The sequence below is a fragment of the Bifidobacterium myosotis genome (genome assembly GCF_002259745.1).
In the GTDB taxonomy this organism is placed as follows: domain Bacteria; phylum Actinomycetota; class Actinomycetes; order Actinomycetales; family Bifidobacteriaceae; genus Bifidobacterium; species Bifidobacterium myosotis.
The window spans coordinates 45,921-58,801 of record NZ_MWWW01000014.1; the positions used below are offsets into that span (position 1 = coordinate 45,921).

Consider the following 12,881-nt stretch of genomic DNA (forward strand, 5'->3'; position numbering starts at 1 on the left):
CAGCGGTCACATGCCCGGAGCTCTGATCGGCCCTCGATTCGGCCCCGGACTCGGCGGCGGGTGCGGCAGCGGATTCAGCCGTACCCCTCACGGGATTGCCGTCGGCGTCGTATCCGTCCAAACCGGCGTGGGCGTCGCGCAGTGCGCGTTCCTCGCGCTCGAGCAACGGGATGACCGTGGTCTTGGCGTTGGAGGAATGCGCGAATCGTTCTCCGGTGTCGTCGTCATCGCGCACAGAGGTGGGGAAGAGCGGACGGGGTACGTGGAAGGTGCGTGCGCCTGTCGCGGCGGGCCGGGCGGACGCGCTGGAGAAACCGGTTCCACCGGCGGCGCGGTCCACGGCGCCGGTGGGATTGCCATGAGACGCAGTGCCCGTCGTCGCGGTGCCGTTGGCCGCAACGGAGTCCTTGGTCGCATCAGCCGACGTCCCGGCAACGCCGTCACCCACGGCTCCTCGAGATGAGCCGGACGAGACGCGCTTGTCCATCTCCAGTAGCTCCTTCAATGTGATGGTCACCGAGGAGTGCGGCGAGGATTGCGAACGCTGGGGTGCGGTCGAGCCGGTGCCGGTTCCCGCCAGAGGCCTGTCTGCCAGCGGATGGTCCGCGGTACGGTCCGACGCGGCGCCGGAGACCTCCGGCGTGACATCGACGTTGCCGGCGGCCGAGATTTCTGCGGAACCGGTACGATCGGGATCGGGCGTGGCGTCGGTGGTGCCCGTCGCGGTGCCCGCCGTGGCGGCACCGACCGCCTTCGCGCCGGTGCCCGATGCGTGGGCTGCGGTATCGGATGCGGGTCGTGCCGGTGTCGTGCCGCGGCGCCGGTCATCATGCAGAAGCGTGCCCACGGTGATCGTGGAAGGCGATCCGTTGCCGGACGCGCCCGCCCCTCCCGCTGCGGCCTTGGCATCGGGCGCTGGCGTGGCGTCGCGGCTGATGACGCCCAGCTGATGGGCCAGACGCTCCACCTGCGCCTTGAACTGCATGATCTTATCGTTGTCGCCGCGGTTCAGCGCCTGAATGAATTCGCCCACCTGTTCCATCTGTAGCCACAGGTTGGCGCGCAGCATGATGAGATCGTCCAGACGGGAGCCCATCATGCGCCCGTATGCGGAAAGCACGGCATTGCGGTGGGTCTCGTCCAGTTTGCCGAAAATCCAAGCGAGGTCACGGGCCGGGTCGTTGACCTGCATGTCCTGCCAGTTGGTCACGGCGGTGATGGTGGAGCCTGAGAACAGCAGATCGCCGTCCGAGAACCCGCCATGCACCGTGCAGGTGGCGAACGACCACAGGCCGTCGGTCTCGATGACGCGGGCCCAGCTGTTGGTGATTTCGCCAGGAACATGGCCGGCCGAGCGCAGACGCTTGATCCATGCGGTCAGCTGCGCATGAATCTGTCCGGTGGTGAACACGGGATATTTGGCCGCGGTCAGGAACGCGGGGGAGAGCCGGTGGATGGAGCCGAGAGCGGTGCCCACGGCGGCGCAGTCGTCCAGCGTGAGCAGGTCCAACGGCCGCGACTGGCCCTGACGATGGGCGGCGATCATCACGGTCGTCTCTCCGGTGGGACTGGGACGGCCCGTATCGACGGTGGCTGCCGCCGCCGCATCCGCATCCTCGCGCTGGAACGCCTGCGCTGTGGCGGTCTGGCCGGGCTTGGCCACGTCGCCCGGGCAGAAGGTGATCACCCTGTCCAGGTCGAAGCCGAGTCCGCCCGGCTCGCGCGCCGCGGCCAGCGTCTGCGCCGCCCGGACGCGGCGGATCAGCCGGGTACGCCCTTCCTTGGTGTCGGTGGCGTAGACGTCATACAGCTTGCCGGAGGCGTCCTGCACCACCGCTTGGTCGATGCCCTTGGCCTCGTCGGTCGAACTGGCCTGCGTGCTCTCCCGCACGCCGGCGACAGCCAGATTCGGCAGGACGGCCGAAGTCAGCGCCGCCAAGACATAATTGCTACGTTTCATCACCCTTCAACACTAATACATCACATGCGCCACGGGGCCGGGCGACACTGGAAAACACGGCATATGGGTCGTTCCACCGGTCGTCATGACGGGCGACATGGAGTTTGCCATGGCATTCGGCACGGCATTCGGCTGGCGTTCGTCACGGTGTTCGGCATAGCGGCCGACGCGGGTATTGGTGCCATGACGGAGCCGGCCTGCTGCATCAACGTCGTTCGTGCGTCGTCCGTGGGTCGCAAGCATACTGTGCGCGAGGCGTCTGCATCGCCGGCATCCGATCCGGCCTTCGGGCCGCGTCGGCCATGCCGGCCTTGGGCCATCGTGCCGTCCGGCGCCTTGCCCGTGTCACAATGGAGGGCATGGAACAGGCGCAGACGATTCTTGAAGGGCTCGACGAGCAGCAGCGCAGGGCGGCGACCACGCTCAACGGGCCGGTGCGTATCATCGCCGGTGCTGGCGCCGGCAAGACGCGCACGGTTACGCGTCGCATCGCCTACGCCTGCGCCACCGGTGCTTGGAAGCCCGAACGGGTGCTCGCCGTCACCTTCTCGGTCAAGGCGGCCGCCGAAATGCGCGCCCGGCTGGCACAACTCGGCGTGGGCGGCGCAGCGCGTCAGGGAACCGGCCAGGGCGTGACCGCCGCGACCTTCCACTCCGCGGCCCTGAACCAGCTCAACGGCGTGTGGACGGATGTGTGCGACGCCCCGTTCCCGCATCTCATCGAGGACCAGCGTGACGTGGTCGCGCAGGCCATCACCCGTGTCACCGCGCGCAACGACATCGATCCGCTCACTGTGCGCGACATGCTGGCGGAGATCAACTGGGCCAAGATCTCGCTGATTCCCGTGGCCGAATACGAGCGCATCTGCAAGGCCGCGAACCATCGGCCGCCGTCCGGGCTCGAGCCGGAACGTTTCGCGAAATTGTATGACGCCTACGAACAGGAAAAGACCTCGCGCGGGGAGATCGACTTCGACGACATCCTGCTGTTGGTATGCCACATCATGGACGATTTCCCGGATGCCGCGGCCCAGATTCGCTCGTCGATCGGCTGGCTCACCGTGGACGAGTACCAGGACGTCTCCCCGCTGCAGCACCGGTTGCTGACCCTGTGGCTCGGCGGTGGCGGACCTGATGGCAAGGCGGCGATGAACCGCAACGTCTGCGTGGTGGGGGACCCGGCGCAGACCATCTACTCGTTCGCCGGCGCGTCCAGCTGGGATCTGCTGCGGTTCGCCGACGAATTCGGGCCGCTGTCCGCCGATATCAATCTCGGCATCGATTACCGTTCCACGCCGGAAGTGGTGGGACTGGCGAACCGGGTGCTCGCGGCGGCGCCGAACCGTGACGACTACCTGAAACTGCGGTCCGCGCGCGACCCGGGCAGGAGGGTGAGCCGGACCGTATACGACACCGATGTGGAGGAGGCGCAGGGTGTGGCAGCCCGCATACGCAAGCTGATGGCCGCAGGGGCTAAGCCTTCGGATTGTGCGATTCTCACGCGCATCAACGCCCAGCAGGCGGTGTTCGGCACGGCGTTGCGCGCGGCCGGCCTCAAGTTCCGCGTGCGCCGGGACGCGGGATGGCAATCGACCGCGCTCGCCGATTCCGCCGCCTCGAAACGCGCGTTGCTGGAGGCCATGGGATTGGATGCCACCGGCATCAGGCAGGAGGACGACCCCGGCGTCACGATTTCCACCATCCACGCGGCTAAGGGTCTGGAATTCAAGCACGTGTTCCTGGTGGGCTGCTCCGAAGGACTGCTGCCGTATGGCGCGCCGGCGCCGGGGGAGAGCCTGGAGGAGGAGCGACGGCTCATGTATGTGGGCATCACGCGCGCCGAGGACTCGCTGCATCTCTCCTACGCGCGTACCAAGGACGGATACGGCGCCCAACAACGTCGTCCGTCACGGTTCCTGTGATTCGCGCGGTGAAGGGGAGCGGGGCATCGAGGGCTTTGGCCATTCGCAAGACGCCCGCGGACGGGTGATCCGATCGAACGGGGCACCGGAGCGGGTCTGTTGGGCGGTCTGCGGTGCAGGTGTGGTTTGCGGAAGTACAAACCGCACCTGCACGGGCGTGTCTCGCGGGGCCGTGCAGGTGCGGTTCGCGCCGCTGCTGTTCTGTTACTGCGCGTCGCCCGCGCTACCGGAGCCGTCGGCTGTGTCTCCGCTTCCGTCGCCGTCCGTACCGCCATCCTCGTCCAGTAGCTTGGAGAGCTCGGCGTCCCAGTCGATGTTCTCGGTCTTGCCGTCGGCGGAGGGATGTGCGGGTTGCGCGCCCGAAGCATTGCCCTTCGGGGAAACGGCGTCGCCGGCCGTGCCATTGACGGGCTGGTCGCCCGGCAGCGAGGGGAGCAGATCGGGATGCGACCACTTGGCGTCACGCCCTTCGGAGCCCTCCGCGGCGGTGATCATCTCCCACAATCCCGCCGCCTCACGCATGCGCTTGGGGCGCAATTGCAGACCAAGCAGACTCTCGAAGGTACGCTCGGCGGGACCGCCCATCGCGCGTTCGCGACGGGTCATCTCGCGCAGCTGCTCGATGTGCGGCAGATGTGCCATGCCGGCGCGCCACACCACGCAATCGACCCAGCCCTCGACCATGGCAAGCAGCGATTCCAGCGAGGACAGGGCCTCACGCTGCTCGGGCGTATCGGGGATGCCCACCTTGGTGAGGTTCACCGCATCCGAAATGGATTCGGGGTCCATGGCCTCGGCATCGCGCAGCTGCTCCTCCATGGCATCGAGGTCGATGGAGATGCCGCGCGCGTATTTGCCGATCAGCGCCTCGAAGCGCGGCATGAGCCACGGCACCGAGGCGTAGAGCCGGGCGTGCGCCATCTCCTGCAATGCCAGATAGGAGAGCACTTCGGATTCGGGGATGCGCTCGCTGGAGGTGAATCCGGCGAATGCGGCCTCGAATGCGGCCTCGTCATCCTTGGCGGAGGAATCCGCGGCATTGGGGGAGTCGGACGTGCTGGTGACATCGGCGGCGCTATCGTTGGAGGCAGCGTCGTCATGGGGCGCGGCGTCGTGCGCATCGCCGCCGTTGCCGGGCTTCTGCGCGCGGGCCGACGCGAAGCCGATCGGATTGCCGGAAGCCGGTGACGGGAGCACGCCGGAATCTACTCCGTCGCCGCTTGCGGTCGTCTGATCGTCGGCCGGAAGCTCGCCATTGAGCATCTTCACGTATTCGGTGATGTTCTGCGCGATGAGTCCGCCGGCGGGGTTCTTGGTGAGCGCGATGCCCTGATCGAAGCTGCCATGCACCTCATGGCTCAGATTGCCCGCAGCATGCCCAAGTTGCATGGCGAAGGACGTATTGCCGAGCAGCTTGATGAGTTGGGCCGGGTCCTTCATGCCGTCCGGAATCGGAATCGGCACCGGCCCAGCGAACATGCCTGTAATCTCGCTGCCGCCCAGTGCGCCGCCAAGCCGTTCCGAGATCACCGAGGCCAGGGCGTCGTTCATCGATTCGGCCACGGGTGCAGCGAATTTGGCCCACTGGTCGATGGTGCCCTCGACCCATCCGGCGCGTGTGAGCACATCGGGCTCGCCGGGTGCCGGATTGAATTCGCAGGCGGTATCCAGCCACAGATTGGCCTCGCTCATGGCCCGCCGGGCGGCCTCGCCGTCGGTGGCGGACACGCTGGAGGCCGATCCCTGCGCATTCGCCTGCTGCAGGGCGATCGACTTCGCGAGCTTGATGTTGATCGGCCCCTCTTCGACGGTGCGCTGCATGTCGCCCATCGTATTGAGTCCGCCGGCGGTGAACGCGGCCATCATCTGCTGGACCTCGGTGGGATCGGGCAGTCTGCCGGGGTCCTGGCTCATCAGCTGATCGCGGATTTCGGCGGGCAGCTGGTTGATCTGCTGCCAAGCCATCTCACCCTGAATCGGGCCGAAGCATTTGATGAGCCAGTCGTGAATCGCGTTGTCGTCCATGCCTATCCTTCTTTGCCGCGGTGTGTTACCCCAAGTGTAGGGTCTGCCGCGCCCTTTCGCTTGTGGCCGAGCCTTTCCTCGCCTTGTCGGGCCATTCCCGGTCTTTTCGGCCGTGCTGGCCGGAACCCGCATACACTGTTGGATATGGTTGTAGGTCATAGGAATGTTCAGAACCCTACGCACAAGCCCACGAGGGGCGGTGCGTCGCCCCTCGGGTCGGCGTCGGCGACGGTCGATGGCGGGGATGCGACGCGCGGATCGAGCGCGACGTACGGGCCGGGCATGACGCACGAGCAGGACGTGACGCGCGAGCAGGAATCTGGCGCAGAGTTCCGGGGGCGGGCGGGATGGGCCCGTCATCCGGGACGGGCCGCGCGTGCTGCCGTGGCGCGGGTACGGCGGTACGTCGCCGGACGTTCCGTCCGATATTTCACCGGGATTTTGGCTGTGGCGCTGGGGGCGGCGATACTGCTGATGCCCAGCCCATACGTCATCGAGATGCCCGGCCCCACGCAGGACGTGCTCGGTTCGGTCAAGGAGGGGCAGGTCATCGCCGTGGGCGGGAAGGATGTCTCGACACACCGCGATTCCGGCAAGCTGCTATTGGTCACGGTCAGTGCGTCCGGTGTGCCCGGTTATCCGATCGTCAACGCGCAGGCCGTATGGGGGTGGGCCGATTCGCAGGTGGAGGTCACGCCGCGCGAGGCCGTGGTGCCGGTGGGGCAGACCGCGGACGAATACCAGCAGAAGGTCGATGCCGATATGACCGGCTCCCAGGACACGGCCACCAAGGCCGCAATCGCCTATCTCAAGGCCCACGGCGCGGAGCTTGGCGTGGACGCCGCCGAGCTCGGGAACCTGAAGGTGACGATGCATGTGGACAGCATCGGCGGTCCTTCCGCGGGCATGATGTACACGCTTGGGCTGATCGACAAGCTCACAGCCGCGCAGGAGACCGGAGGCAAGACGATCGCCGGCACCGGCACCATCAGCGAGGACGGCGCAGTGGGCAGAATCGGCGGCATCAGGCTGAAGATGCTCGGTGCCAGGCGTGACGGCGCCACCTGGTTCCTTGCCCCCGAATCGAACTGTGCCGAGGTGGTGGGTCATGTGCCGGACGGTCTGCGCGACGTCAAGGTCGCCACGCTGGACGAGGCGTATCAGGCGCTGGTGGCCATCGGTGCCGGGAAAGCCGACGGATTGTCGCACTGCACGGCGTGATGCGGCGTTGTGGGGTGTGACGTGGTGTTGCAGGGTGTGGCGTGTGCGGCGACCCATTCCGTTTCCGTAGCTCCTCACGCCTTCGGTCGCCAGTCTGTCCCCGGCCCCTACAGCCCGGCCCCCCGGCTGCTCCCGCCCAGTCCGCCAATCGCGGCTCCTCCCGCCCCCGGCCTCCAGAGCTACGCCCTCGGCTTTCTTGGCCTTCCCCGCTCGTTTCGGCCCGATTCTGTCCATAATCCGATGAGAAACCCAGTGGCGTTAACGTGTTTGTTCGTGATGACTTGCTAATGTAGCCCCTGTGAATCAAACGGCATCACAGAACGCGGCAGAATTTGGTTTCGAGCCTGGGGACATAATCCAGGAATGGCTCTGGGACGACGACGTGGACGATTCCATCCGCGCCGAAATCGAGAAGCTTACGGGCGAAGACCTCGTGGATGAGGATTATGACTCCTCGGTCGATGGCGTCATTCTGTGGTGGCGCGACGGCGACGACGAGGACGAGCTGTCCGATACGATCGTTGACGCGTACGCGGTGCTCGGCGACGATGGTCCGCTGTGGGTGCTCACCCCCAAGCCCGGCCGCCCGGGAGCCGCAAGCTCCTCCACCGTGCAGTCCGCGGCCAAGACGGCCGGCATGAACGCGGCCACGCCGCTGACGGTGAGCCGCGACTGGAACGGCATCCGTCTGCGCGCGTTCGGCAAGGGACGCTGATTGGTCGGAACCGACCGAATCGGGTGCTGCGCCTTCGTGGCGTCGGGTGCGTCTCCTTCACGGTGACCGGCATAACCGGCGCACCCGAATCCGCAAATACGTCAAGTGGCGCGTCGGGGAATCCCATGCGCTATTCTTGACATCCGCGGGCGATTAGCTCAGTTGGTTAGAGCGCCACCTTTACACGGTGGATGTCGGGGGTTCGAGTCCCTCATCGCCCACAATGTAGGAGGCCCCGGAATCATTACGGTTCCGGGGCCTCTCGCGTATCCGGGCTGGCGTCGTGACAACAACGTGACAACGAAACAGTCGTTCGACGTTTGCAGCATGTCGCGCGACGAATATGTCAAACCGGTGACGGAGCTGATACCACCGCTTCCACGCATGGTGAAAACCGTCACGCATCCTTCCGGAATACTCGCATGAGTCGCAACAGTCACGTAAAGTGTGGACAGAGTGTTTCCATTCAGCAGGAGGTCGGAGGCCGATGGCGCAGAAACTTCGCGAAGGAGAAGGCAAATCGGGTATCGCCCGCGCGGGCAAGCGCAAGCTGGGCTACAACCCCGAACAGGTCGACGCTTTTCTGGAACGCGCCCATGCCCTGTATGACAGCGAGGGCGTCCAACTCAGCCAGAAGGACATCCAAGACGTCTCCTTCGATCTGGCCAAGAACGGCTATGTGATTTCCCAAGTGGATGCCGCGCTGAGCCGTCTCGAACGCGCCGTGGTGGACAAGCAGACCACATGGGAGATTTCCCAGCACGGTCGTGTGGCGTGGAAGGCGCAGACCGAAAACCTCTACCATGAGATCGTCAAGCACGCCGAGCGAGCCGAACGAGAGCGCTTCAAGCCGGGCAACGCCAAGCAGCCCTCCTACGACCGCAAACAGGTCGACCGGCTCACCGATCAGATCGTGGACAAGGCCGCCGCCGCCCTCGGCGTGGACGGCGTGAGCCAGGATGATGTGCGCAAGCTCGCCGATCTCAACGCCAACGCCGTCAACAACGTGGTCTTCACCCAGCGCAAGGGCAGGAAGGGCTATGACGAGCGTCAGGTCGACTTCTTCCTCAACACCTGCGTCCAGTTGCTGAGCCGACTGGAATCATATGCGCGGGTGGCCGATTTCGTGTCCGGCGATGCTGCAGCCTCCGCCACTGCGGCCGCCGAGGCCGCTTCCCCCGCGCCGGCCGGCAACGTTTCGTCGCTGTTCGGTGCCGACGCCCCCCACGCCCCGGCTGCCGCTCCGTCCGGCCCGTCTGCCCCGGCTTCCGCGTCGTCGCCGATGTACCATGACTCGTTCGATGCGTTGCATCAGGCCGAACGCGACCTGTTCACGGCCCCTGCCGGACAGGACAAGCCCGTGGCCTACGCGCCCGCATTCGCCGCATCGGCACCCTCCGGCCCGTCCGCGCCGCAGCCCGTCGCGTTTGCCCCTACGGTCAAGCCGGAGCATCAGTACCCCACATCGAGCTCTCCGGCGGATGCCTCCGGCCATGTGGATGGTCATGCGGATGCCGCGCCATCCCAGTCCGAGACGGTGGTGATGTCGCCGTTGGTCGGGGATTCGTCCGATTCTTCCGCGAGTTTCGCAGCCTCCGCGCCCGCCGCATCGGCCTCCTATGGCCTTTCCGGAGCGTCGCCGGATTACTCTCCAGCGCAAACGTCCGCCACGGAACCGTCCGTTACCGGGGGTGCTCGGTCGTATGCCGCCGGAACGGCGCCATCGGGACAGGCTGCGACATCGGCATTGCCACCGGCTTTCGCGCCCAGCCACGAGCACTCGTCGGCCCGCGCCGACCTATCCGGCCAGACGGCACCGGCGGGCCAGCCTGTGTGGGACTGGCAATCCAACCAAGCCGGCCAATCCAACCGGTCAGCCGCATCCGCCTCGGTCGACGAGCATGTGGTGGATACCTCCCGAAATGATTCCTCCCTCGCGGCGCTCGCGCACATGGTCGAGATCTCCCAGGAGATGCCCGCCGTGCGCACGCCCACCTTCGAGCCCAAGATGCCGAGCCTCGATACCCCCAGCGTGCTGAAGCTCAATGACATGCCGACATCGCTCAAGGGCCCCCGGGAAGGCGCATCGGCCCCCGCGCCCGCGACCGAATCGGTTCCCGCGCCCACCGGCATGTCCGCCGCGTCCTCCGGCACGACTGCGTCCTCCGGCGACTCCCGCCCCTCCCACACGCAACAGACCGCGTCCAGCCATGACGACGATCTGTTCCCCTCGTTCTTCCCCATCGAAGCGGGATTCGACACGGACATCCCCGACCTGTCCTTCCCGACGCTCGGTATGGACGAATCCCATAACGCATCCCAGACGAAGAAGGAACAGTGAGCGTGCTTTCCAATTCCAGCGTCGTCATCCTCGGGTCCACCGGGTCCATCGGCACGCAGGGGCTTGACGTCATCGCGCGTCACCCCGACCGGTTCACCGTCACCGGTCTTGCCGCCGGAGGCAACCACGTGGAGCTGCTTGTCCAGCAGGCGATGCGGTTCCGCGTGCCCGAAGTCGCGGTGTACGACCAGTCCAAGGTGCCTGCCGTGCGCGCCGCGCTCGAACAGGCCGGCGCCCGCGCTTCGGTGCGGGTGAGCGGCGGCCCGGACGCGGTCATCGCCATGGCCGCCTCCGGCGCGAACGTCGTCCTCAACGGCATCACCGGGTCGATCGGTCTGGAGCCGTCCATCGCGGCGCTCAAAGCCGGCTCGCAGCTGGCGCTTGCCAACAAGGAATCGGTGGTGGCCGGCGGTCACCTGCTGTTCGGCGCCCAGGTGCGTGAGCATCAGATCAATCCGGTCGATTCCGAGCATTCGGCCATCTGGCAGTCGCTGAGGAGCGGCACCCACGCCGAGGTGTCCAAACTCATCGTCACCGCCTCGGGTGGCCCGTTCCGCGGTTGGAAGCGCGAGGACATGGCCGATATCACGCCCGAACAGGCACTGCATCATCCCACATGGCACATGGGTCCGGTCGTCACCATCAACTCCTCGACCCTGATGAACAAGGGCCTTGAGGTCATCGAGGCATCGCGTCTGTTCGACGTGCCCCCGGACCGTATTGAGGTGACCGTCCATCCGCAGTCCATCGTCCACTCCATGGTCGAGTTCGTGGACGGTGCCACCATCTGCCAGGCCTCCCCGCCGGACATGCGCCTGCCCATCGCGCTGGGCCTGTCCGCGCCGGGTCGCATGGGCGATGTGGCCGCCGCATGCGATTGGACCACGGCCGCGACATGGACCTTCGAGCCGTTGGATGATGAGGCGTTCCCGGCAGTCCAGCTGGCGCGCCACTGCCTGACGGCTTCCGAGAAACACACGGCCGTGCTCAATGCGGCCAATGAACAGGCCGTGCACGCCTTCCTCGACCATCGTCTGCCGTATCTCGGCATCGTGGACACCGTCAAGGCCGTGCTCGACCGGATGGACGCCGAACTGCGCGGCAACCCGCTGTTCACAGACGTGGAGGAAATGGGTCAGGTCGAGCTGGAAGCCCGCCGGCGTGCCGACGAGATGATAAACAGGCAGTAGTCTTTGCAAGTCTTCGATTGATTCGAGCCGTCTCACAAACGTCCGCCGGCATGGCAGCAACCCATGGCCACGCCGGCGCGTGCGCGGGATGGCCCGTCAAGCGGGACGACCATCACGTATGCCGGAGGTAGAACCCGTTGACCACGGACATCCCTGTCAATAAACCGTTCCGTAAGACCGGAGACCCGGTCCAGCTGACCAGCGAGTCACCGCTGCACCCGCGTCGCAAATCCCGTCGCATCATGGTCGGTCCGGTGCCGGTGGGCGGTGGCGCGCCCATCTCCGTGCAGTCGATGACCAATACGCTGACGGCCAATGTGCCGGCCACGCTCCAGCAGATCGCGGAGCTGACGGCCGCGGGCTGCGACATCGTGCGCGTGGCCGTGCCCAGTCAGGATGACGCCGACGCGCTCCCCGAGATCTGCCGCAAATCGCCGATTCCGGTAATCGCGGACATCCACTTCCAGTCCAAATACGTGTTCCAGGCCATCGACGCTGGCTGCGCCGCCGTGCGCGTGAACCCCGGCAACATCCGCAAGTTCGACCAGGTGGGGCCCGACATCTGCAAGGCCGCCACCGATGCGGGCATCTCTCTGCGCATCGGCGTCAACGCCGGCTCCCTCGACAAGGATTTGTACGCCAAGTACGGCGGTCCGACCCCGGAGGCCTTGGTGGCCTCCGCGTTGAAGGAAGCGCACATGTTCGAGGACGTGGGCTTCCACGACTTCAAAATCTCCGTCAAGCACCATGACGTGATCACCATGGTCGAGACCTACCGCCTGCTGGCGTCCAAGGGCGATTGGCCCCTGCATCTCGGCGTCACCGAGGCGGGGCCGGCCTGGCAGGGCACCATCAAATCCTGTCTGGCGTTCGGCGCGCTGCTCGCCGAAGGCATCGGCGACACGATCCGCGTCTCCCTCTCCGCCCCGCCGGTCGAGGAGGTCAAGGTGGGCTGCAAGCTTCTGGAGTACATGGGACTGCGCCCGCGCAAGTTCGACATCATCTCCTGCCCGAGCTGCGGTCGTGCGCAGGTGGACGTTATCCAGCTTGCCTCCGCCGTGACCGAGGGGCTCAAGGACGTGACCGCGCCGATTCGCGTGGCGGTCATGGGATGCATCGTCAACGGGCCGGGCGAGGCGCGCGAGGCCGACCTCGGCGTGGCGTCCGGCAACGGCAAGGGGCAGATCTTCATCAAGGGCAAGGTCGTCGAAACCGTGCCTGAGGACCAGATCGTGGAGACGCTGCTCACCAAGGCGCAGGAGATCGCCGCCCAGATGGAGGCCGACGGGCAGGTGCCGATGGGCTCGACCGGTCCGGTGGTGGTTCCCATCCAGCACCCCGGCCGTTGAACCACCGCGGCTGCCATGAATGCCACGACTACCCATGGCCGCGGTCATGGCGGTGGACGGCCGCTGACTCAAGCTCCCGGCTGACAGCCAAGGGCGTAACATCGGCCGCATGGCTACCTCATGGCTAGAATGGTTGCTCGTGTCAGATGAGGAACGTC

Annotated in this window: 7 protein-coding genes, 1 tRNA gene and 1 pseudogene; 7 read left to right on the forward strand and 2 right to left on the reverse strand. The window is 66.2% G+C overall.

From position 1 onward, the window contains the following. Nucleotides 1–367 precede the first annotated feature (367 nt). A pseudogene (locus BMYO_RS06985) lies at nt 368–1,960 on the reverse strand (phosphotransferase); the annotation flags it as partial. Nucleotides 1,961–2,319: 359 nt separating this feature from the next. Between BMYO_RS06985 and BMYO_RS06990 the strand changes: the two are divergent. Next, nucleotides 2,320–3,882, forward strand: coding sequence for an ATP-dependent helicase (locus BMYO_RS06990; RefSeq protein WP_094667777.1), 1,563 nt, complete (start codon nt 2,320–2,322; stop codon nt 3,880–3,882). A 204-nt stretch (nt 3,883–4,086) separates the two neighbouring features. Here BMYO_RS06990 and BMYO_RS06995 read toward each other — a convergent pair whose 3' ends face one another. Next, nucleotides 4,087–5,907 carry a zinc-dependent metalloprotease gene (locus BMYO_RS06995; protein ID WP_094667778.1) on the reverse strand — a complete coding sequence of 607 codons (1,821 nt, stop codon included), beginning with the start codon at nt 5,905–5,907 and terminating at the stop codon, nt 4,087–4,089. Between the two features lie 282 nt (nt 5,908–6,189). Here BMYO_RS06995 and BMYO_RS07000 point away from each other — a divergent pair, with 282 nt between their 5' ends. From BMYO_RS07000 to ispG, 6 genes are all read left to right on the forward strand, one after another. Then, on the forward strand, nt 6,190–7,128 hold the full coding sequence (locus tag BMYO_RS07000; RefSeq protein ID WP_094667779.1) for a YlbL family protein: 939 nt from the start codon (nt 6,190–6,192) through the stop codon (nt 7,126–7,128). 298 nt (nt 7,129–7,426) lie between these two features. Next, the gene (locus BMYO_RS07005; RefSeq protein WP_094667780.1) at nt 7,427–7,843 is read left to right on the forward strand and encodes a DUF3052 domain-containing protein; all 417 of its coding nucleotides are present in this window, start codon (nt 7,427–7,429) and stop codon (nt 7,841–7,843) included. Nucleotides 7,844–7,990: 147 nt separating this feature from the next. Continuing rightward, nucleotides 7,991–8,064, forward strand: a tRNA-Val gene (locus tag BMYO_RS07010). Nucleotides 8,065–8,330: 266 nt separating this feature from the next. Then, a complete protein-coding gene (locus tag BMYO_RS07015; protein WP_094667781.1) occupies nt 8,331–10,184 on the forward strand; it encodes a DivIVA domain-containing protein in 1,854 nt (617 codons plus the stop codon). Then, nucleotides 10,181–11,374 carry a 1-deoxy-D-xylulose-5-phosphate reductoisomerase gene (gene dxr, locus BMYO_RS07020; RefSeq protein ID WP_094667782.1) on the forward strand — a complete coding sequence of 398 codons (1,194 nt, stop codon included), beginning with the start codon at nt 10,181–10,183 and terminating at the stop codon, nt 11,372–11,374. The genes BMYO_RS07015 and dxr overlap by 4 nt, the downstream gene beginning before the upstream one ends. A 137-nt stretch (nt 11,375–11,511) precedes the next feature. Next, nucleotides 11,512–12,723: a flavodoxin-dependent (E)-4-hydroxy-3-methylbut-2-enyl-diphosphate synthase gene (gene ispG, locus BMYO_RS07025; protein ID WP_094667783.1), complete on the forward strand. Its 1,212-nt coding sequence runs from the start codon at nt 11,512–11,514 to the stop codon at nt 12,721–12,723. Nucleotides 12,724–12,881 lie beyond the last annotated feature (158 nt).

What these genes read in the sequence shown, in the direction of transcription:
- BMYO_RS07015 (WP_094667781.1), top strand. Translation starts at nt 8,331, where the DNA reads ATGGCGCAGAAACTTCGCGAAGGAGAAGGCAAATCGGGTATCGCCCGC.
- BMYO_RS06990 (WP_094667777.1), top strand. Translation starts at nt 2,320, where the DNA reads ATGGAACAGGCGCAGACGATTCTTGAAGGGCTCGACGAGCAGCAGCGC.
- BMYO_RS07000 (WP_094667779.1), top strand. Translation starts at nt 6,190, where the DNA reads ATGACGCACGAGCAGGACGTGACGCGCGAGCAGGAATCTGGCGCAGAG.
- BMYO_RS06995 (WP_094667778.1), bottom strand. Translation starts at nt 5,907, where the DNA reads ATGGACGACAACGCGATTCACGACTGGCTCATCAAATGCTTCGGCCCG.